This window comes from Streptomyces sp. bgisy130, from assembly GCF_057708345.1.
The window spans coordinates 166437-186306 of record NZ_JBYISA010000012.1; the positions used below are offsets into that span (position 1 = coordinate 166437).

The 19870-nt window shown below is 70.5% G+C and carries 15 protein-coding genes; 12 read left to right on the forward strand and 3 right to left on the reverse strand.

Features of this window, described 5'->3' with window-relative positions:
* The first annotated feature begins 192 nt into the window (after positions 1-192).
* The 8 genes from AC3EUV_RS18545 (at position 193) to AC3EUV_RS18580 (ending at position 11213) form a co-directional block, all read left to right on the forward strand.
* Positions 193-3111, forward strand: a complete 2919-nt coding sequence (locus AC3EUV_RS18545) for a putative bifunctional diguanylate cyclase/phosphodiesterase (protein ID WP_432142036.1) — start codon at positions 193-195, stop codon at positions 3109-3111.
* Between the two features lie 207 nt (positions 3112-3318).
* Positions 3319-5190 carry an acetolactate synthase large subunit gene (locus tag AC3EUV_RS18550; RefSeq protein ID WP_435603374.1) on the forward strand — a complete coding sequence of 624 codons (1872 nt, stop codon included), beginning with the start codon at positions 3319-3321 and terminating at the stop codon, positions 5188-5190.
* A 40-nt stretch (positions 5191-5230) separates the two neighbouring features.
* Positions 5231-5755, forward strand: a complete 525-nt coding sequence (ilvN, locus tag AC3EUV_RS18555) for an acetolactate synthase small subunit (protein ID WP_018087233.1) — start codon at positions 5231-5233, stop codon at positions 5753-5755.
* A 101-nt stretch (positions 5756-5856) separates the two neighbouring features.
* Positions 5857-6855, forward strand: a complete 999-nt coding sequence (ilvC, locus tag AC3EUV_RS18560; RefSeq protein ID WP_432142038.1) for a ketol-acid reductoisomerase — start codon at positions 5857-5859, stop codon at positions 6853-6855.
* A gap of 257 nt (positions 6856-7112) precedes the next feature.
* A complete protein-coding gene (serA, locus tag AC3EUV_RS18565) occupies positions 7113-8705 on the forward strand; it encodes a phosphoglycerate dehydrogenase (protein ID WP_435603375.1) in 1593 nt (530 codons plus the stop codon).
* Positions 8706-9007: 302 nt separating this feature from the next.
* Positions 9008-9640, forward strand: coding sequence for a PRC-barrel domain-containing protein (locus tag AC3EUV_RS18570; protein WP_435603376.1), 633 nt, complete (start codon positions 9008-9010; stop codon positions 9638-9640).
* Positions 9641-9720: 80 nt separating this feature from the next.
* Positions 9721-10320, forward strand: coding sequence for a TetR/AcrR family transcriptional regulator (locus AC3EUV_RS18575; protein ID WP_435603377.1), 600 nt, complete (start codon positions 9721-9723; stop codon positions 10318-10320).
* A gap of 236 nt (positions 10321-10556) precedes the next feature.
* Positions 10557-11213: an RDD family protein gene (locus tag AC3EUV_RS18580; protein WP_435603378.1), complete on the forward strand. Its 657-nt coding sequence runs from the start codon at positions 10557-10559 to the stop codon at positions 11211-11213.
* Positions 11214-11240: 27 nt separating this feature from the next.
* On the opposite strand, the gene AC3EUV_RS18585 is transcribed toward AC3EUV_RS18580, so the two are convergent.
* Positions 11241-12596 (reverse strand): helix-turn-helix domain-containing protein, encoded by a 1356-nt coding sequence (locus AC3EUV_RS18585; RefSeq protein ID WP_435603379.1) that lies wholly within the window; start codon positions 12594-12596, stop codon positions 11241-11243.
* A gap of 261 nt (positions 12597-12857) precedes the next feature.
* Between AC3EUV_RS18585 and AC3EUV_RS18590 the strand changes: the two genes are divergently transcribed.
* Together AC3EUV_RS18590 and pruA are read left to right on the forward strand one after the other, a co-directional pair.
* Positions 12858-13784 (forward strand): proline dehydrogenase family protein, encoded by a 927-nt coding sequence (locus tag AC3EUV_RS18590; protein WP_432142044.1) that lies wholly within the window; start codon positions 12858-12860, stop codon positions 13782-13784.
* A 196-nt stretch (positions 13785-13980) separates the two neighbouring features.
* The gene (gene pruA, locus AC3EUV_RS18595) at positions 13981-15612 is read left to right on the forward strand and encodes an L-glutamate gamma-semialdehyde dehydrogenase (RefSeq protein ID WP_432142045.1); all 1632 of its coding nucleotides are present in this window, start codon (positions 13981-13983) and stop codon (positions 15610-15612) included.
* Between the two features lie 70 nt (positions 15613-15682).
* Here the strand turns inward: pruA and AC3EUV_RS18600 are convergent, their stop codons facing one another.
* Complete coding sequence (locus tag AC3EUV_RS18600; RefSeq protein ID WP_432142046.1) at positions 15683-16315, reverse strand: Uma2 family endonuclease; 633 nt, start codon at positions 16313-16315, stop codon at positions 15683-15685.
* Positions 16316-16665: 350 nt separating this feature from the next.
* On the opposite strand from AC3EUV_RS18600, the gene AC3EUV_RS18605 reads away from it, so the two are divergent.
* Complete coding sequence (locus AC3EUV_RS18605) at positions 16666-16797, forward strand: hypothetical protein (protein WP_018087223.1); 132 nt, start codon at positions 16666-16668, stop codon at positions 16795-16797.
* Between the two features lie 167 nt (positions 16798-16964).
* On the opposite strand, the gene AC3EUV_RS18610 is transcribed toward AC3EUV_RS18605, so the two are convergent.
* On the reverse strand, positions 16965-18572 hold the full coding sequence (locus AC3EUV_RS18610; RefSeq protein ID WP_435603380.1) for a purple acid phosphatase family protein: 1608 nt from the start codon (positions 18570-18572) through the stop codon (positions 16965-16967).
* Positions 18573-18700: 128 nt separating this feature from the next.
* Here AC3EUV_RS18610 and AC3EUV_RS18615 point away from each other — a divergent pair, with 128 nt between their 5' ends.
* On the forward strand, positions 18701-19741 hold the full coding sequence (locus tag AC3EUV_RS18615) for a 3-isopropylmalate dehydrogenase (protein WP_435603381.1): 1041 nt from the start codon (positions 18701-18703) through the stop codon (positions 19739-19741).
* The last annotated feature ends 129 nt before the right edge of the window (positions 19742-19870 follow it).

Genomic DNA, 19870 nt, shown 5'->3' on the forward strand with positions numbered 1-19870 from the left:
GTCCGAGCGGGGACGACGCCGGGAATGACGCGGCGCGTGCGAACGATCCGGGACTCGAGGGGGGCGACGGGCGATGTACGGCCGATGGACGAGTAGCGAGAAGCACGATCCACGAGCGCCCGCGGGAATACTGCGCGGCCCCCAGGAGCTTCGCTCGCGGCGACGCCCGGTACGGGTGAGCGGGAGAGTCCGGTGAGCGCCCCCGGGGCGATGCTCTCCAGGTCGCCGGCGCCGGCCGGCAACCCGCCGAGCGTCGTGCCGCAGATCGTGCTGGCGGTGGTCTGCGGCGGCTATGCCATCGGCGCCGCGTTCGGCTGGGGATCGCCCGAAGTCGCCGCGTTCATGGGGGACTTCGGCCTCAGCTTCGCGGCCTTGCTGGCCGCCGTCTCCTGCGGGCTGTACGCACGCAAGCGCCGCAGCCGGTTCCGCCCGGCCTGGATGCTGTTCGCCGCGTCCTCCGGGATGGCCGGCCTCGGCAACGGCGTCTGGGGCTGGTACGAGGTCATCGAAGGGGTCACGGTACCCAGCCCCTCCCTGGCCGACTTCTGCTTCCTGCTCTTCGCGCCGCCGGCCATCGTGGGCCTGCTGGTGCTCGCCAAGAGGCCGGTGACCCGGGCCGGTTGGGTCTGCCTGGGTCTCGACTCCTGGCTGATCGCCGGATCGCTGGTCACTCTCTCATGGAGCCTCGCGCTCGCGCACACCGCCCACTTCCAGGGCCGCAGCGTGGCCCAGTGCGCCCTCTCGCTGGCCTATCCGCTGCTGGACATCGTGCTGGTGAGCATGGTGCTCGCGCTGCACTTCCGGCGCTCCTCGGTGCACCGCTCGGCCATCAACACCGCGGTCGCGGCACTGGCGTTGACGGTGCTGTGCGACGCCCTGTTCAGCTCCCCGCTGCTGCGCGAGCACTACCGCTCCGGCCAGATCCTGGACGCCGGATGGTTCGCCGGCTCGATGCTGCTCGCCTACGCGCCCTGGGTCGCCCGCCGCGCGGGGGAGGAGCGCACCGAGGAGGACGTCAAGCCCGCCGCCCGCCGGGTCCAGCCGCACGGCAGCCGCCCCATCGCGGGCTCGCTCGCCGCACTGACCCCGTATCTCGCCGCCGCCGTCTGCACGCTGGGCATCCTCACCAACGTCCTGGACGGGCGGCGCATCGACCGCGTGGTGCTCTTCACCGGCTGCACGGTCGTCCTCGCGCTGGTCGTCCGCCAGGGCATCATGCTGCTCGACAACATCACCCTCACCCAGGAGCTGGCGCAGAAGGAGAACCACTTCCGCTCCCTGGTGCAGGGCTCCAGCGACGTCATCATGATCGCCGCCCCGACCGGTGTGCTCCGCTATGTGAGCCCGGCCGCCGCCGGTGTCTACGGCCGCGACGCCGAGGAGCTGGTCGGCTCCGAGCTGGCCTCGCTGATCCACCCCGAGGACCTGGGGCGGGTGGTGCACGAGGTCCGCAGATTCCTCGCCGCGGCCCCCGAGGACGAACCGACCACCCGTATCGAGTGCCGCTTCCGCGCCGGCGAGCGGCGCTCCGGCGGTGACGGCTGGCTGAACGTCGAATCCACCGTCAACCGCCACCACGGCGGCCTGATCTTCAACTCCCGCGATGTCACCGAACGCGTCCGCCTCCAGGCCCAGCTCCAGCACAACGCCTCACACGACACGCTCACCGACCTGCCCAACCGCGCGCTGTTCACCGAGCGCGTCACCCAGGCCGTCACCGGCCGCCGGGCCAGCGACCACGACACCGCGGTGCTCTATATCGACCTCGACGGCTTCAAGCAGGTCAATGACACCATCGGCCATCAGGCGGGCGACGAACTGCTGGTGCAGGCCGCCCGCAGGCTCGCCGACTCGGTGCGCTCCGGCGACATAGCGGCGAGGCTGGGCGGCGACGAGTTCGCCGCGCTGATCACCGGCGACGGCACCCGCGACCGGGCCGCCCGGGAGTTCCGTATCCACGAGATCGCCGACCGGCTGCGCATCAAGCTCTCCGAGCCGTACCGCATCGACGGCCGGGATGTGCGGGTGGCGGCCAGTATCGGCGTCGCCTTCGCCGAGCCCGGGGTGAGCCCCGCGGGCCTGCTGCGCAACGCCGACCTCGCGATGTACCGCGCCAAGCAGGCCGGCAAGGGCCGGGTGGAGCTCTACGCACCCCAGATGCAGGACGAGGTCGCGCACCGCGCCGAGCTGGTCGGCAAGCTCCGTACGGCGCTGAGCGACGGCGCCTTCGCGCTGCTGCACCAGCCCGTCGTGGAGCTGGCCACCGGACGGGTCACCGCGGTCGCGGCACACGCCCGCTGGCGCTCCGCCCAGGGCATTCTCTTCACCCCGGCCGAATTCCTGCGGGTCGGCGACCGCGGCCGGTTCGTCGACGACGGTGACCGCGCCGCCGAGCTGGACCGCTGGCAGCTGGAGGAGGCCGTCGAACAGGCCGCGGCGCGCCACCGGGCCGGCTATCCGGTGCCGGTCGCGGTCCGGCTCTCCGCCCGTCGGCTGCTGGACCACGCCCTGTCCCCCAAGGGCGTCGAGTCGCTGCTCACCCGGCACAGCCTCCCCTCGCGCGCGCTCGTCGTGGAGCTGTCCGAAAGCGATCCCCGCCTCCCGCTGGACGACCTGGAGCGCCGGCTGATCGCGCTGCGCCGACTGGGCGTACGGATCGCCCTCGACGGCTTCGGCAGTGGTTACGCCGCCATCAGCGCGCTGCGCCGGCTCCCGGTCGACGTCCTGCGGCTGGACCGCGGGCTGGTGGACGGCGTCGTGGAGTCCGCCCGGCTGCACAAGATCACCGCAGGGCTGCTGCGGATCGCCGGTGACCTGGGCATGCAGTCCGTCGCGGACGGCGTCGATCTGCCCGAACAGGTCCTCGCCCTGCGCTCCATGGGCTGTACGCACGGGATGGGCGCGGCCTTCTCCGGGCCGCTCGACGAACACCGGCTGCGGCGGTCCCTGACGCACGCCCAGTATCCGGTGCCGGATCTGGCGGGCAACGGCCGCGCGGTGGTGCTCAGCGGCAGCGCGCTGCCCGTCCGGCAGGGCGGTCCGGTGGGCCCGGAATCGCTCGTGCATCCGCCATTGCGCTCAAATAGTGAGACCTCCGTCCCACCCACTTGACACTCGGTGCACGGCGGGGGGAGGGTCAGTGCCATGCGCACCCGAATTCTCGTACTTGGAAAGCGCGTCGGCTGAAGCCGGGTCCTGACGAACCCGGCTCATCGCACCGACGCGCTCCCCTCGCTTGCCACTAGGCACGGGGGGTTTTTTGTTGCACAGCAACCTCACAAATCCCGTCAAAACCCTCAGCTTCGAGAAGAGACGCAGATGACCGAGCAGGCCTCCGGGGCCCACCATCCGCAGCCGCGGGCCCGTACCGCAGGCGGACCGCAGCAGCCCGCCACCATCGAGCACGTCACGGGTGCGCAGTCCCTCATCCGTTCGCTCGAGGAGGTCGGGGCCGACACGGTGTTCGGCATTCCCGGCGGTGCGATCCTTCCCGCGTACGACCCGATGATGGACTCCTCGAAGGTCCGGCACGTCCTGGTGCGCCACGAGCAGGGCGCCGGTCACGCCGCCACGGGATACGCGCAGGCCACCGGCAAGGTCGGGGTCTGCATGGCGACCTCGGGCCCGGGCGCCACCAACCTCGTCACCCCGATCGCCGACGCCCACATGGACTCCGTCCCGCTGGTCGCGATCACCGGTCAGGTCGCGTCCAAGGCGATCGGCACGGACGCCTTCCAGGAGGCGGACATCTGCGGCATCACGATGCCGATCACCAAGCACAACTTCCTGGTCACCGACCCCGCCGACATCCCGCGGACGATCGCCGAGGCGTTCCACATCGCGGCCACCGGCCGTCCCGGCCCCGTCCTGGTCGACATCGCCAAGGACGCGCTCCAGGCGCAGACCACCTTCGCCTGGCCGCCGCAGACCGACCTGCCCGGCTACCGCCCGGTGACCAAGCCGCACGCCAAGCAGATCCGCGAGGCCGCCCGGCTGATCGTCGAGTCCAAGCGCCCGGTGCTCTACGTCGGCGGCGGCGTGATGAAGGCCGGCGCCACCGCCGAGCTCAAGGTGCTCGCCGAGCTGACCGGCGCCCCCGTCACCACCACGCTGATGGCGCTGGGCTCCTTCCCCGACAGCCACCCGCAGCATGTCGGCATGCCCGGGATGCACGGCGCGGTCACCGCCGTCACCGCGCTCCAGAAGTCGGACCTGCTGATCACCCTCGGCGCCCGTTTCGACGACCGGGTCACCGGCAAGCTGGACTCCTTCGCGCCGTACGCCAAGGTCGTGCACGCGGACATCGATCCGGCGGAGATCGGCAAGAACCGTGCCGCGGACGTCCCGATCGTCGGTGACGCCCGCGAGGTCATCGCCGACCTGATCGTCGCCGTCCAGGCCGAGTACGACGCCGGCCACCGGGGCGACTACACCGCCTGGTGGAAGGACCTCAACCGCTGGCGCGACACCTACCCGCTCGGCTACGACCTGCCGGAGGACGGCACCCTCTCCCCGCAGCAGGTCATCGAGCGGATCGGCAAGCTCGCCCCCGCCGACACCATCTACGCCGCGGGCGTCGGCCAGCACCAGATGTGGGCCGCCCACTTCATCGGCTACGAGCAGCCCTCCACCTGGCTGAACTCCGGCGGCGCCGGGACGATGGGCTACGCCGTCCCCGCCGCGATGGGCGCCAAGGCCGGACAGCCGGACCGTACGGTCTGGGCGATCGACGGCGACGGCTGCTTCCAGATGACCAACCAGGAACTGGTCACCTGCGCGCTGAACAACATCCCGATCAAGGTCGCGATCATCAACAACGGCGCGCTGGGCATGGTCCGCCAGTGGCAGACCCTGTTCTACAACCAGCGCTACTCCAATACCGTGCTGCACAGCGGTCCCGAGTCCAACGGCCTGGTGACCGCGGGCAAGGCCAGCGGCGGCACCCGCGTCCCGGACTTCGTGAAGCTGTCCGAGGCCATGGGCTGTGTCGCGATGCGCTGTGAGGACCCGGCGGAGCTGGACGCGGTGATCGCCAAGGCCAACGCCATCAACGACCGCCCGGTCGTGATCGACTTCATCGTCCACGAGGACGCCCAGGTGTGGCCGATGGTCGCCGCCGGCACCTCCAACGACGAGGTCATGGCCGCCCGGGGCGTGCGTCCCGACTTCGGCGACAACGAAGACGACTGATCCCAGGACGTCACGGACGCACGGAAGAAGAGAGAAGACCATGTCCAAGCACACGCTCTCCGTCCTGGTGGAGAACACCCCCGGCATCCTCGCCCGGATCGCCGCCCTGTTCTCCCGCCGCGGCTTCAACATCGACTCGCTCGCGGTCGGGGTCACCGAGCACCCCGACATCTCCCGCATCACCATCGTGGTCAGCGTCGAGTCGCTGCCGCTGGAGCAGGTCACCAAGCAGCTCAACAAGCTCGTCAACGTCCTGAAGATCGTCGAGCTGGAGCCGGGCTCCGCCATCCAGCGCGAACTGGTCCTGGTCAAGGTCCGCGCCGACAACGAGACCCGCTCGCAGATCGTCGAGATCGTCCAGCTCTTCCGCGCCAAGACCGTGGACGTCTCGCCCGAGGCCGTCACCATCGAGGCCACCGGATCCAGTGAAAAGCTGGAGGCGATGCTCAAGATGCTGGAGCCGTACGGCATCAAGGAACTGGTGCAGTCCGGAACCATCGCCATAGGCCGTGGCGCCCGGTCCATCACCGACCGCTCACTGCGCGCACTGGACCGTACGGCCTGATCGCCGTGGTCCGACCGGACCGCATGGCGAGACCCACCGCCCTTCCCCACCCCGCCCGACGTACTGTGTGGGCACCCGCTAGATCCAAGGAGATACCCGAAGTGGCCGAGCTGTTCTACGACGACGATGCCGACCTGTCCATCATCCAGAACCGCAAGGTCGCGGTCATCGGCTACGGAAGCCAGGGCCACGCCCACGCGCTGTCGCTGCGTGACTCGGGCGTCGATGTGCGGGTCGGTCTGCACGAGGGCTCCAAGTCCAAGGCCAAGGCCGAGGAGCAGGGTCTGCGCGTGGTGACTCCGGCCGAGGCGGCCGCCGAGGCCGACGTCATCATGATCCTGGTGCCGGACCCCATCCAGGCCAAGGTCTACGAGGAGTCCATCAAGGAGCACCTGAAGGACGGCGACGCGCTGTTCTTCGGCCACGGTCTCAACATCCGCTACGGCTTCATCAAGCCGCCGGCCAACGTGGACGTCGCGCTCGTGGCCCCCAAGGGCCCGGGCCACCTGGTCCGCCGCCAGTACGAGGAAGGCCGCGGTGTGCCCTGCATCGCGGGCGTCGAGCAGGACGCCTCGGGCAAGGCCTTCGAGCTGGCGCTCTCCTACGCCAAGGGCATCGGCGGCACCCGCGCCGGCGTCATCAAGACCACCTTCACCGAGGAGACCGAGACCGACCTGTTCGGTGAGCAGGCCGTGCTCTGCGGTGGCGCCGCGGCGCTGGTCAAGGCCGGCTTCGAGACCCTGGTCGAGGCGGGCTACCAGCCCGAGATCGCGTACTTCGAGTGCCTCCACGAGCTGAAGCTGATCGTGGACCTCATGTACGAGGGCGGCCTGGAGAAGATGCGCTGGTCGGTCTCCGAGACCGCCGAGTGGGGCGACTACATCACCGGCCCGAGGATCATCAACGAGAACACCAAGGCCGAGATGAAGCAGGTGCTCGCCGAGATCCAGGACGGCACCTTCGCCAACAACTGGATGGCCGAGTACAACGCCGGTCTGCCGAAGTACAACGAGTACAAGAAGGCCGACGAGGACCACCTGCTGGAGACCACGGGCAAGAAGCTCCGCAAGCTCATGAGCTGGGTGGACGACGAGGCGTAAGCCCGGTGACAGGGGGTCGCGGCGATGCTGCGGCCCCCTCGTCCATGGCGCCCCGCGGCGCCTTGTCCGCCGCGTAGAACCACGCACGGGTGATCCTTCCGCAACGGCACAGGACGCGCCCCCCACCGCCACTACACTGCCAAGCACAAGCGCGTCAGGCTCACAGCGTCGTGCGTCTTCCACGCGGCATCCCCCCTTCACCGCCTTCGGCCGTCGGGACGGCCGTCCGCGAAGGACAAGTGAGGACTGAAGACCACGTGAGCTCGAAACCTGTCGTACTGATCGCCGAAGAGCTGTCGCCCGCCACCGTCGACGCCCTCGGCCCGGACTTCGACATCCGGCACTGCAACGGCGCGGACCGCGCCGAGCTGCTCCCCGCCATCGCCGACGTCGACGCCGTCCTCGTGCGCAGCGCGACGAAGATCGACGCCGAGGCCATCGCCGCCGCCCGGAAGCTGCGGGTCGTCGCCCGCGCGGGTGTGGGCCTGGACAATGTCGATGTCTCCGCCGCCACCAAGGCCGGCGTGATGGTCGTCAACGCCCCGACCTCCAACATCGTCACCGCCGCCGAGCTGGCCTGCGGTCTGCTGGTCGCCACGGCCCGCAACATTCCCCAGGCCAACACCGCCCTCAAGAACGGCGAGTGGAAGCGCAGCAAGTACACCGGCGTCGAGCTCAGCGAGAAGACCCTCGGTGTGGTCGGCCTCGGCCGGATCGGCGTCCTGGTCGCCCAGCGGATGTCGGCGTTCGGCATGAAGGTCGTCGCCTACGACCCCTACGTCCAGCCGGCCCGTGCCGCGCAGATGGGCGTCAAGCTGCTGACCCTCGACGAGCTGCTCCAGGTCTCCGACTTCATCACGGTGCACCTGCCCAAGACGCCGGAGACCGTCGGTCTCATCGGCGACGAGGCGCTGCACAAGGTCAAGCCGTCGGTCCGGATCGTCAACGCCGCGCGCGGCGGGATCGTCGACGAGGCAGCACTGGCCACCGCGCTGAAGGAGGGCCGGGTGGCCGGCGCGGGCCTGGACGTCTACGCCGTCGAGCCCTGCACGGACTCCCCGCTCTTCGAGTTCGACCAGGTCGTCGCCACCCCGCACCTCGGTGCGTCGACGGGTGAGGCGCAGGAGAAGGCCGGTATCGCGGTCGCCAGGTCGGTGCGGCTGGCGCTGGCCGGCGAGCTGGTGCCGGACGCGGTCAACGTCCAGGGCGGTGTGATCGCCGAGGACGTCAAGCCCGGGCTGCCGCTGGCCGAGCGGCTCGGCCGGATCTTCACCGCGCTGGCTGGCGAGGTCGCCATGCGCCTCGATGTCGAGGTGTACGGCGAGATCACCCAGCATGACGTCAAGGTGCTCGAACTCTCCGCGCTCAAGGGCGTGTTCGAGGACGTGGTGGACGAGACGGTGTCCTACGTCAACGCCCCGCTGTTCGCGCAGGAGCGCGGTGTGGAGGTGCGGCTGACGACCAGCAGCGAGTCGCCCGAGCACCGCAATGTGGTGACCGTGCGCGGCACCCTCGCGGGCGGCGACGAGGTGTCGATCTCCGGCACGCTGGCCGGCCACAAGAACATCCAGAAGATCGTCGCGGTCGGTGAGCACTCCATCGACCTGGCGCTCGCCGATCACATGGCGTTCCTGCGCTACAGCGACCGCCCCGGTGTCGTCGGCACCGTCGGCCGGATCCTGGGCGAGGCGGGCATCAACATCGGCAATATGCAGGTCTCGCGGGCGGATGTCGGTGGCGAGGCGCTGGTCGCGCTGACCGTCGACGACACCATTCCGCCGAACGTGCTCAGCGAGATCGCCGACGAGATCGGCGCGACCTCGGTACGCGCGGTGAACCTCGGCGACTGACCGCCAGGTCTTCGCAGGTCAACGGGCCCGGGCCCCGCTTTTCGCGGGGGCCGGGCCCGTTTGCGTGCCCGCATCGTACGGGCGCCGGCGTGGTCCGCGAGCGGGCGTCCGGCGTGGTCGCACCGCTCCGGCATTCACCCGAATGGCCTATTCGGGGGTGGGTGCGCGGGAGCCGTCGGCACCGTCGTGGGGCCGCCGGAGCCGTCGGCCGCCGGTCCGCCCGATTCGCAGCCGAGATGTTCGCGTCGCGCAATGGGAACTGCGCGTGCCCCCGCCGGTGCGTGCGGAAGGAGGGAGACGCCATGAATGCACCCCTGGGTGATGCCCCGCAGAGTCTGACCGGGTTGCATGTGGTCGATGCGGACGGCGCGAAGGTGGGCAAGGTCCAGCAGGTCTACCGGGACGATGCCACCAACGAGCCCGAGTGGATCACGGTGCGTACCGGGCTGTTCGGCATGAAGGAGACCTTCATCCCGCTCGCCGGGGCCCGGCGGACCGGCGACGAGCTGCATGTTCCGCACGCCAAGGACACCATCAAGCACGCGCCGCGGATCGATGCCGACGGCCATCTCGACCCCTCCGAAGAAGCCGAGTTGTACCGCCATTACGGGATGGCCCGGCCAGGCGCCGCCGATCCTGGCATAGGTGATCCGGGCACCGTCGATCCGGGCGTTGGTGGTCCGGACACCGGCATCCCGGGTGGCCCCACGGCGCGGAGCGGCCCCCGGGCGGCGGGGGAGGCCACACCTTCCGCCCCCATGCCCGGCGAGCGCGACAAGCCGGCCGTCGGGCCGATGGCGGGCGCCGGGGCCGGGGCCGGTACGCGGGCGGCCGACGCCGGCGACAGCGCGCGCGGCAAGGAGCAGGAGCAGCGGGAGATCGGCACCGAGGAGGGTGAGCGGGGCCGGCGCGAGGGGCCGGACCGGCCGCGGTGAGGGAGCGCATCCAGGGGACGTATACGTACGTTTAAAACGAGTGTCTGGTACGAGCGTATGTGTAGCGATAAGCTGCCCCCATGGGACACCGTGAAGATCTTCTGGAGGGCGCCAAGCGCTGTCTCCTGGAGAAGGGATATGCGCGCACCACCGCCCGCGACATCGTGGCCGCGTCCGGCGCCAACCTCGCCTCCATCGGATACCACTACGGCTCCAAGGACGCCCTGATGCGCCAGGCGATCATCGCGTCCAGCGAGGAGTGGGGGGCCGGGGTCGCCCAGGTGCCTGCCGGTGGCCAGGCGGTGCCGGCCGACGCCGAGCCGCTGGAGCGGTTCGCCGCGGTGTGGGACCTGTTCCTGCAACGGATCGCCACGGAGCGGGAGTTCATCGCCGCGCAGGTCGAGGTGCTGGGGCTGCTGCCCCGTGACGCGGCCCTGCGCGAGGCGATCGGTGAGGTGCTCCCGGAGGGCGGCGAGGGGCTCGTCGCGATCTTCGAAGGGGTGCCGGACACCGAGGTCGACCCGGAGGCGGCCCGGGTCGTCGGCTCCTTCTACCAGGCCCTGCTCACCGGCCTGATGGTCCAGTCGCTGCTCACGCCCGACAGCATGCCCACCGGCCGGGACCTGGCGGCCGCGCTGCGCCGGGTCGCCGCGGGAGAGGTGCTCGGGAAGGGCAAGTGACCACCGCCCGGCGCCCGTCGGTGGAGATTTGCGGCGGCGTGCGGGGCGTGCTGTCCTGAGAGGAAGAGGTTGCGCAGCCGACGCCTGCGGGCGTGGTGAAGAACCGTGCTTGAACGGCCGTCAGGAAAAGGCCGGCCGGTCGGCCGGGCCGGCGCCCGTGGGAGCTGAGCGGCGGATCCACCATCCACGGCACGCCAGTCCCTGTTCACTGGATGCCGGTGACGAAGGACCTGCGCATGACCCAGAATCCGCACGATTCCGCGACGTCGCGAAGGGCGGAGCGGTCGAAGAGGGCGGAGCGGTGGAAGAAGGCGGAGCAGCCGCCACCGCCGGCCGGTGCGCGGCCCGAACCGCGCTGGGCACAACGGGGACCGGCCTCCGCACGCGCCTACGCCCCCGCCTCGGCGCCCACCGTGTGTCCGGTCTGCCGGGGCCCGGTGGAGGGCGAGCTCACCTGCCAGTTCTGCGGGCAGGTCCTGGTGCTGCCGCCCGGAATCCGGCTGTCCTCCGTGGGGCTCCGCTTCGGCGGATTCCTGCTGGAGAACCTGCTGATCATCTGCACCCTGTACATCGGCTGGCTCATCTGGGCCTTTCTCGTCTTCCCGCAGGGACAGACCCCGGCCAAGCAGCTGCTGCACATGCGGGTCATCTACATTCCGGAGGCCCGCGCGGCCCGGTGGTGGCGGATGTTCTTCCGTGAATTCATCGCCAGGGGCATCATCGGCCTGCTCGCGGCCGTCACCCTGTTTATCCCGTACTTCTGGCTGCTGTGGGACCGCAACCGGCAGGAGCTGTGGGACAAGATGGCGACCACGCTGGTGGTCACCGACCGTGAGGACCGGCTCCGGCCGTCCCCGCAGCCGCCCGCCTCGCTCCCCGAGGGACGGAGCTGACGGTCCCGGCCCGGCCCTCCGCGTCGTTCACAGCCGGGCCGCCTTGAGCGCCATGTGCAGCAGCAGCCGGTGCTCGCCGTCGTCCAGATCGAGGCCGGTCAGCTTCTCCACCCGGCCCAGGCGGTAGTAGAGCGTCTGCCGGTGGATGCCCAGGGCCTGGGCGGTGCGGCCGGCCTGGCCGGCGCAGTCGAGGAACACCTCGGCGGTGCGCGCGAGTTCGGCGTGGGCGGGGGCCAGCAGCGGGCCGATGGCCGGGTCCGGTGCGGTGGCCGGCAGGGCGGTCAGCATGCGGTACGGGCCGATGGCGTCCCATTGGGTGATCGGGCCCAGCCGGGGCTCGGCGTGCGCCGCGCGGGCCGCGTCCAGCGCCTCCCGCCAGGTGGCCGGGAGGTCGGTCAACTCCCGGGTGCCGGCGCCGATTCCGGCGGCGCCCGGCCGGGGCGGCGGGGGGTGCCCGGAGCCGCCGCGCGGCGCCTTCCCCTCGGCCGGTACGGCACCCGCGCGCGGCGAGCGCAGCAGATGCTCGGCCACCGTATGGGCCGGGGCGGGTGCCCCGGACGCGCGCAGCCGTACCAGCGCGGCCAGCGCGGGCACCGGCGCCGCGGGCTGCGGCCGGGCGGCGGACCCGGTGCGGCCGCCGCGTCCCGCACCGGAGCGCGCGGCGGGCTCCGCCTCGTCCGTCCCGGCGACCGGGCCGTCCGCCGGGCCGCCGCCGGCCGGCAGCGCACAGGCCGCCAGCAGGCCGGGCAGGCTCGGCAGCGGTGCCGCGTCGGTGTCCGAGGTGTCCCAGGGCAGCACCGCGACCAGGGTGAGCGGCGCGCCGGCGGTGAAGCGCAGGCTGTCCCGCAGCGCATCGCGCAGCCCGGCCGCCGCGGCCGGCTGCCCGTCGGGCGGCGCGATCAGCAACTCTCGCAGCAGATCGCCGAGTTCGGCCCCGGCGCGGGCCTCGTCGGCCAGCAGTGCACCGATCCGGGCGGCGGTCTCCATCGCCTGCGCGATCCGCGGGTCGGGCGGTGCGCCCCGGGTGCCCAGTTCGAGATCGGTCAGATGGCCGTCGTCCAGCAGCCAGACATAGCCGTGCACGATGCCCCGGTGGCGTACGGGCAGACAGATACGGCCCCGGAAGACCCCCGCGGCCGGGTCCGGCGGGATGCGCAGCGCGGTCTTGGCGCGGGCGATCCCGAACGCCTCGAACCAGGCCCGGACCGCCGCCGAGGAGCGGCGCTGAAGGATCGAGCGGGTACGGACCGGGTCCATCACCTCGTCGTCCTCGCCCTCGTGCGCACCGAACGCAATCAGACCGAAATCCCGGTCCTCCAGCGTCGCCGGTGCGCCGAGCGCCGTCGAGATCTCGTCCACGAGCTGCTGGTAGTCGCCCCGCATCGGTCGCCCGGCTCCTCTCCTGTCGTCTCACCACCGGCACCACCGGTGACTCGGACACCTCTCACACCACAGTCACCACTGACACGGTCTCCTCACCCTCATTCTCATACATCTGTCTGAGATCCCGGCCACGAAGGCGTGACAGCTGTCGATGGCCGGGAAGTGGCGCGATCCTTAAGTTTCAGGTGGCTCAATATTGCCGACGCGTTCGCCCGCCCGGTGTCCGCCCGGTACTTGTCACCCTGAATCGTGGAGGTGCCCATGCTGGGTCCCGTGCTCCTGGCCGCAGCGCGCAGTGACAGCATCCGCCGGCTCGTGGCGGCCGCTCCGGTCACCCGGCCCGTGGTGGAGCGTTTCGTCGCCGGCGAGCGACTGGCCGAGTCCATGGCGGCCGTGCGGACCCTGGCCGCACGAGGTCTGGAGGTCACCCTCGACCACCTGGGCGAGGACATCACCGACCCGGCGGAGGCGCTGCGCAATCGCGATGCCTACCTTCAGCTGGCCGCGGCCCTCAAGGAGCTCGGACTCGGTGTCAAGGCCGAGATGTCGGTCAAGCTGTCCGCTTTCGGGCAGGCGCTGCCCGGCGGCCATGAGCTCGCGCTGAAGAACGTCACCCCGGTGGTCGAGGCCGCCGCCGAGGCCGGGACGACCGTGACCCTCGACATGGAGGACCACACCACGGTCGACTCCACCCTCGCGATCCTCGCCGACCTGCGGGAGCGGTATCCCCAGACGGGCGCGGTGCTCCAGTCCTACCTCTTCCGTACGGAGGACGACTGCCACGCGCTCGCCGGGGAAGGCTCCCGGGTGCGGCTGGTCAAGGGCGCGTACAAGGAGCCCGCGGCCGTCGCCTTCCAGGACAAGCGGGAGGTCGACAGGGCCTATGTGCGGTGCCTGAAGATCCTGATGGCGGGGGAGGGCTACCCCATGATCGGGTCGCACGACCCGCGGATGGTGGCCATCGGCCAGGAGCTGGCACACCGCAACGGCCGCAAGCCGGCCGACTACGAATTCCAGATGCTGTACGGCATCCGCGAGGCCGAGCAGCAGCGGCTGGTCGCCGAAGGACACCGTATGCGGGTGTACATCCCCTATGGCACCGACTGGTACGGCTACTTCATGCGCCGGCTGGCCGAGCGTCCCGCGAACCTCGGGTTCTTCCTGAGGTCGCTGGCCACCCGCGGCTGACGGCCGCGGCAGGCGGCGGCCCGCCGTCGCCGGCGATCCCCGGCTGATCGCCCCCGCGAAAGGCCGCTACGGGTGGATGCTGGAAACCGGGGGATGTCCCCGGACGGCACCGCCCGCAGCCGCCCACCCGAAGCGGCCGCGGCCGCACCACCGACGTACGAAAACCGACAGCGAAATCGAAGGAGACACGGCCGCTATGGACGCTGTGACCCAGGTCCCCGTGCCGGTTAACGAGCCGGTCCACACCTACGCCCCCGGCAGCCCGGAGCGTTCCCGCCTGGAAGCCAAGCTCAAGGAGCTGGCCGACAACCCGATCGAGCTGCCGATGACCATCGGCGGCGAGCACCGGATGGGCGGCGGCGAGCGCTTCGACGTCGTGCAGCCGCACAACCACGCCTCCCGGCTCGGTACGTACGCCAACGCCACCGTTCAGGACGCCCAGGACGCGGTCGACGCCGCGCTGGCCGCCGCCCCGGCCTGGCGTGCGCTGTCCTTCGACGACCGCGCCGCGATCATCCTCAAGGCCGCCGACCTGCTCTCCGGCCCCTGGCGCGAGACGATGGCCGCCGCCACCATGCTCGGCCAGTCCAAGACCGCCCAGCAGGCCGAGATCGACACCCCGTGTGAGCTCATCGACTTCTGGCGCTTCAATGTGCACTTCGCGCGCCAGATCCTCGCCGAGCAGCCCCCGGCGAACTCCCCGGGCGTCTGGAACCGCTCGGACCACCGCCCCCTCGAAGGCTTCGTCTACGCGATCACGCCGTTCAACTTCACCGCGATCGCCGGCAACCTCCCGACCGCGCCCGCGCTCATGGGCAACGTCGTGGTCTGGAAGCCCTCCCCGACGCAGACCTACGCCGCCGTGCTGCTGATGCAGCTGCTGGAGGAGGCCGGGCTGCCCAAGGGCGTCATCAACCTCGTCACCGGCGACGGCAAGGACGTCTCCGAGGTCGCGCTGACCCACCCCGAGCTGGCCGGTATCCACTTCACCGGTTCGACCAAGACCTTCCAGTACCTGTGGAAGACGGTCGGCAACAACATCGAGAACTACAAGACCTACCCCCGGCTCGTCGGCGAGACCGGCGGCAAGGACTTCATCGTCGCCCACCCCTCGGCCGACCGCGCCGTGCTGAAGACCGCCATGACCCGTGGCGCCTTCGAGTTCCAGGGCCAGAAGTGCTCCGCGGCCTCCCGCGCCTACGTCCCCGCCTCGCTGTGGAACAGCGGCCTCAAGGAGGAGTTCGCGGCCGAGGTCGACGCCCTGTCCATGGGCGACGTCTCGGACCTGTCGAACTTCATGTCCGCCGTCATCGACGAGCGCTCGTTCGCCAAGAACAAGGCGGCGATCGACCGCGCCAAGGCCGACCCGACCATCGAGGTCGTCGCCGGCGGCACCTATGACGACAGCGAGGGCTACTTCGTCCGCCCGACGGTCCTGGTCTCCACCGACCCGGAGAACGAGATCTTCAAGGACGAGTACTTCGGCCCGATCCTCGGTGTCTACGTCTACGACGACGCCGACTACGACGCGATGCTCACCCAGATGGAGTCCGCTTCGGCGTACGGCCTGACCGGTTGCGTCATCGCCCAGGACCGTGCCGAGGCGGCCCGCACCTGCGAGCTGCTGCGCTTCGCGGCCGGCAACTTCTACATCAACGACAAGCCGACCGGTGCCGTCGTCGGCCAGCAGCCCTTCGGCGGCGGCCGCGCCTCCGGCACCAACGACAAGGCCGGCGCCAAGCAGAACCTGATGCGCTGGACCTCCACCCGCTCCATCAAGGAGACCCTGGTCCCGCCGACGGACTACCGCTACCCGCACATGGGCTGACGTCCGTCCGGCCGCACGCCGACGGCCCGGCACCCCTCTCCCCGGGGGCGCCGGGCCGTTCGGCGTTGCTTCAGGCGCCCCGCGCGGGGCCGGTGATGGCCTCGCCGATCACGAAGCCCTTGGCGGGGCCTTCGGGGATGGTTGCTTCGGTGCCGAAGCGCACCCGGTTTTCGCCGGCGTACGTCGCTTCGTCGGGGCGAGGGTCGGTGAGCACGCTGACGACGCCGTGATCGTCGTATGCGTCGATGAGTACGTACACGGGAATGCCGGCGCGGGCATAAGCGCGGCGCTTGCGGACACGGTCACGCTGCGTGCCGTCGTGCCCGGGGGAGACGACCTCGACGATGAGCCCGACACAGCGGGCGTCGAGGCCGAGACCGTCATCGGTAACGAACTCCTCGTCGTCTTCCGGGGAAACGACTGCGTCCGGGATCCAGACCTTGCGGCCGTGCACGACGTTTATGTCGTTATTGACGACGTACGGGCTCGACTGGCCGTCGAGGTACCGGCTCAGCTCTCGGCGCAGTTGGTTACTGAGCTTGCTGTGGCTGTAGCGACCTGTGGGCGACACCTCGATGAACCCCTCAACGATCTCGGCGCGAAGGCCCTCGGGGAGTTCCATGGCTTTCCATGCCTGCCACAGGAGCTCGTCCAGGTCCAGTCCGGGCGTGGATTCGGGCGCCTCGTGTGCGAGAGCGGTCATGGTGCAGCACCTCCTCCTCAAGTGTGGGCGGGCTTGGCCGGGCGGCACAAGCGACACCGCCAAGCTAGGAAGCCGAGGACGTCCTCGACCTGCGAATGTCCATGGATCACTCGTTCGAGCACACGGTCGCCGTCTCAGATAGTAGGAAGCCCAAGTAATTGTGCAGACATCACGGCCGAGCTGTCCTAGCGTTGTAGAAGCCGAACGTAACGCTCCATCGAGCGATTGCGGATGCGGCCCGGTACGTGAGCGCAGGTGACCCCTGCCGTGCCGAGGCCCCCGCGTTTTCCGGCCGCTTCTGGATCGACGCATCCCATTTTTTCGGGGCTCTGGCATAGGAGACGTGAATCATGGCTGAGACTGCCGTCCGCAGGACCCGTCACTCCGCCCGTACGACCGGCGACGCCGACCGCAGGAATGCCGCGGCCGCCCTCCAGCGTGCCCTCGACCGCCGTGACAACGGCGGCTCCACCGGGCACTGAGCCGATGCGTGTGCGACCCGGGTCGGTCCTGTCGAGGCCGGCGTCGATGCCCTGCCGCTGCTGCTGGCGGATCCGGCTGTCCGTGGCCCGGTGGCTCTTTCTCTCCTGAGCGTTCCGCGCCTGTAGGGGGGCCCAGGATTCCGGGCGCCCCTACAGGCGAGCACTGACTACCGCGCGGGCGAGCGCGTCACCTCGAAGTGGTCGATGCGCTCGCCGGACTCGGCGAGGGCGGTGACCTTCATCCGCGGCCGGCTGCCCGGTGTGACCTCGACGGCGATGAAGGAGTAGCCGGTGTAGCGGACCCGGGACCACTCCACGGTTTCCTTGGTCTTCTTCTGGCCCTTCGACCAGTGGTAGGTGTCCACGTGGTCGAGGTCCTTGACGTGCCCCTCGTAGCTGTCCGGCACCGGGAAGTCGTAGAGGGCCCGGCCCGCGCCGCCCGCGGTCACGTACACGATGCCCTCGCGGGTGGTGTCCACGCTCGCGCCGACCGGCATCTTCTTGGCGACCCGCCCGCTCTTGAGGGCGTCGGTCCGCTCGTAGACGTGGTTGTGGCCGTTGACGACCAGGTCCACCTGGTGCTTCTCGAACAGCGGCAGCCAGGCGTCGCGCACCGCACCGTCCGAGGCGTGCGAATTGGTGGTGGAGAAGGCGCAGTGGTGGAAGAAGACCACGATGAAGTCGATGCCGTCGGCGGCGCGCAGCTCGGCCAGCCGGCGGTCGAGCCAGCGGGTCTGCCGGCCGTCGGTGTAGCCCTGGTTGGCGGGGATCTCGTAGGAGATGTCGTTGGCGTCCAGGGCGACGACGGCGGTGTTGCCGTAGGTGAACGAGTAGACGCCGGGGGCGTTCTCGGCGTCCGGGCCGTTGCCGGGCAGCGACCAGCGGGCGTTCTGGCCGCCGTAGCCGTTGGGGGAGTACCAGGCCTCCATGTCGTGGTTGCCGGTGGTCACCATCCACGGCACGGACTTGGCCACCGACTCGGTCTGCGCGAGGAACTGGTCCCAGACCCGGGCGTCGTAGGCGTCGTGCTCGGAGCCGTCGCCGTCGGTGTCCGCGTAGCAGATGTCGCCCGCGTGCAGGTGGAAGGACGGGTTCTGACCCAGGATCAACTGGTCGTTGGCGAGGGCGTGGTAGCTCACGCCCTGGTCGCCGAAGGCGGTGAAGACGAACGCCTCGGGACGGGCCGGGGCGGTACGGAAGGTGCCGACGGTGGAGAAGCGGCGCGGGTCGGCGGGGTCGAAGCCCTCGTGGCCGACGCCGTAGTAGTACGTCGTCCCCGGGCGCAGCCCGTCCAGCGCGGCGTGCAGGTAGTACTGCTGCACGGCCGGCAGCTTCGCGGACAGCGACGGGGTGTGCAGCGGACGGACCTCGGCCTCGATCTTGCGCCCCAGGTCCCACGGCTTCAGACCCACCCGCAGATACGGCCGCTTGACCGCGAGCGGCACCTGCCAGCTCACCCGCATCTGGTGCTGGGGGTCGGCGCCGAAGGCCAGATGGCGGCCGAACGGGGCGACCAGCGAACCGTCCACGGCGGCCGTCGCGGGCGAGGACAACAGGGTGGGCGACACGCCCTGGGCCGAACCGGCCAGCAGCCCGGAGCCCGCGACCACTCCCGCGGTGGCGGCCGAGGTGCGCAGCAGACCTCTGCGGCTCAGCTTGGTACGGAGGTAGTCATGCTGCTCCGGCATGCTCATCCGGGCCGCCAGCCGCTCCGGGATGCCGACGCGGGGGGTGTGCGAGGGCTGGGGGACGGTCCCCCGGGGATTTCCAGTCATGCCCCGAATTTCCCAGCGTGACCCGACCGTTGAGGGGACGGCGGGTGAACGCGGGCTGTCCGCCTCCCCATGTGTCCGTATGACGGACGTTACGTGTCAATCAATGGGACGGAGAGTAGGGTCCAGACATGTCTCGCAGCATTCGCCTCGCAGTGATCCCCGGTGACGGTATCGGCCAGGAAGTCGTGGCCCAGGGCCTGAAGGTCCTGACCGCGGTCCTCCCGCAGGACGTCAAGCTGGAAACCAAGGAGTACGACCTCGGTGCCCGGCGCTGGCATGCGACCGGTGAGACCCTCCCCGACGCGGAGCTGGAGTCGCTCAAGCAGCACGACGCGATCCTGCTCGGCGCGATCGGCGACCCGTCCGTACCCTCCGGTGTCCTGGAGCGCGGTCTGCTGCTGAAGCTCCGCTTCGCCTTCGACCACTTCGTCAACCTGCGCCCGTCGAAGCTCTTCCCGAACACCTCCACCCCGCTCGCCGGCCGCCCCGACATCGACTTCGTGGTGGTGCGCGAGGGGACCGAGGGTCCGTACACGGGCAACGGCGGCTCGCTGCGCACCGGCACCCCCGCCGAGGTCGCCACCGAGGTCAGCCTCAACACCGCCTATGGCGTGGAGCGGGTGGTCCGCGACGCGTACGAGCGGGCCAACGCCCGCCCCCGCAAGAAGCTCACGCTGGTGCACAAGAACAATGTGCTGGTGTACGCGGGCCACATGTGGAAGAACATCTTCGACAAGGTCGGCCAGGAGTACCCCGAGGTCACCACCGACTACCTGCACGTCGACGCCGCGACGATCTTCTTCGTCACCCAGCCCGAGCGGTTCGATGTGATCGTCACCGACAACCTCTTCGGTGACATCCTCACCGACCTCGCCGCGGCCGTCACCGGCGGTATCGGCCTGGCCGCCTCCGGGAACATCAACCCGACCGGCGACTTCCCCTCGATGTTCGAGCCGGTGCACGGCTCCGCACCGGACATCGCGGGCACCGGCAAGGCCGACCCGACCGCGACGATCCTCTCCGTCGCCCTGCTGCTGCGCCACCTCGGCTACGAGCCGCAGGCCGCCCGTATCGAGGAGGCGGTGGCCGCCGACCTGGAGGCCCGGGACGGCTCGGCGCGGAGCACGGACGAGATCGGTGACGCGCTGGTCGCACGAGTAGCGGGCTGAGGCCCACCGCGCAGACACGCACCACACACAGCGCCGGGCCGCCTCCAGGGGGCCCGGCGCTGTGCGCGTGGGCCCGGCACGGCCGCCGCCCCGGTTCCGGCCGCACGGACCCACGGGCGATAATCGGAC

Excerpts from the sequence above, each read along its gene's own strand:
- AC3EUV_RS18550 (WP_435603374.1), top strand. The coding sequence starts at position 3,319 with ATGACCGAGCAGGCCTCCGGGGCCCACCATCCGCAGCCGCGGGCCCGT.
- ilvN (WP_018087233.1), top strand. The coding sequence starts at position 5,231 with ATGTCCAAGCACACGCTCTCCGTCCTGGTGGAGAACACCCCCGGCATC.
- AC3EUV_RS18570 (WP_435603376.1), top strand. The coding sequence starts at position 9,008 with ATGAATGCACCCCTGGGTGATGCCCCGCAGAGTCTGACCGGGTTGCAT.
- AC3EUV_RS18575 (WP_435603377.1), top strand. The coding sequence starts at position 9,721 with ATGGGACACCGTGAAGATCTTCTGGAGGGCGCCAAGCGCTGTCTCCTG.
- AC3EUV_RS18580 (WP_435603378.1), top strand. The coding sequence starts at position 10,557 with ATGACCCAGAATCCGCACGATTCCGCGACGTCGCGAAGGGCGGAGCGG.
- AC3EUV_RS18585 (WP_435603379.1), bottom strand. The coding sequence starts at position 12,596 with ATGCGGGGCGACTACCAGCAGCTCGTGGACGAGATCTCGACGGCGCTC.
- AC3EUV_RS18590 (WP_432142044.1), top strand. The coding sequence starts at position 12,858 with ATGCTGGGTCCCGTGCTCCTGGCCGCAGCGCGCAGTGACAGCATCCGC.
- pruA (WP_432142045.1), top strand. The coding sequence starts at position 13,981 with ATGGACGCTGTGACCCAGGTCCCCGTGCCGGTTAACGAGCCGGTCCAC.
- AC3EUV_RS18600 (WP_432142046.1), bottom strand. The coding sequence starts at position 16,315 with ATGACCGCTCTCGCACACGAGGCGCCCGAATCCACGCCCGGACTGGAC.
- AC3EUV_RS18605 (WP_018087223.1), top strand. The coding sequence starts at position 16,666 with ATGGCTGAGACTGCCGTCCGCAGGACCCGTCACTCCGCCCGTACGACC.
- AC3EUV_RS18610 (WP_435603380.1), bottom strand. The coding sequence starts at position 18,572 with ATGACTGGAAATCCCCGGGGGACCGTCCCCCAGCCCTCGCACACCCCC.
- AC3EUV_RS18615 (WP_435603381.1), top strand. The coding sequence starts at position 18,701 with ATGTCTCGCAGCATTCGCCTCGCAGTGATCCCCGGTGACGGTATCGGC.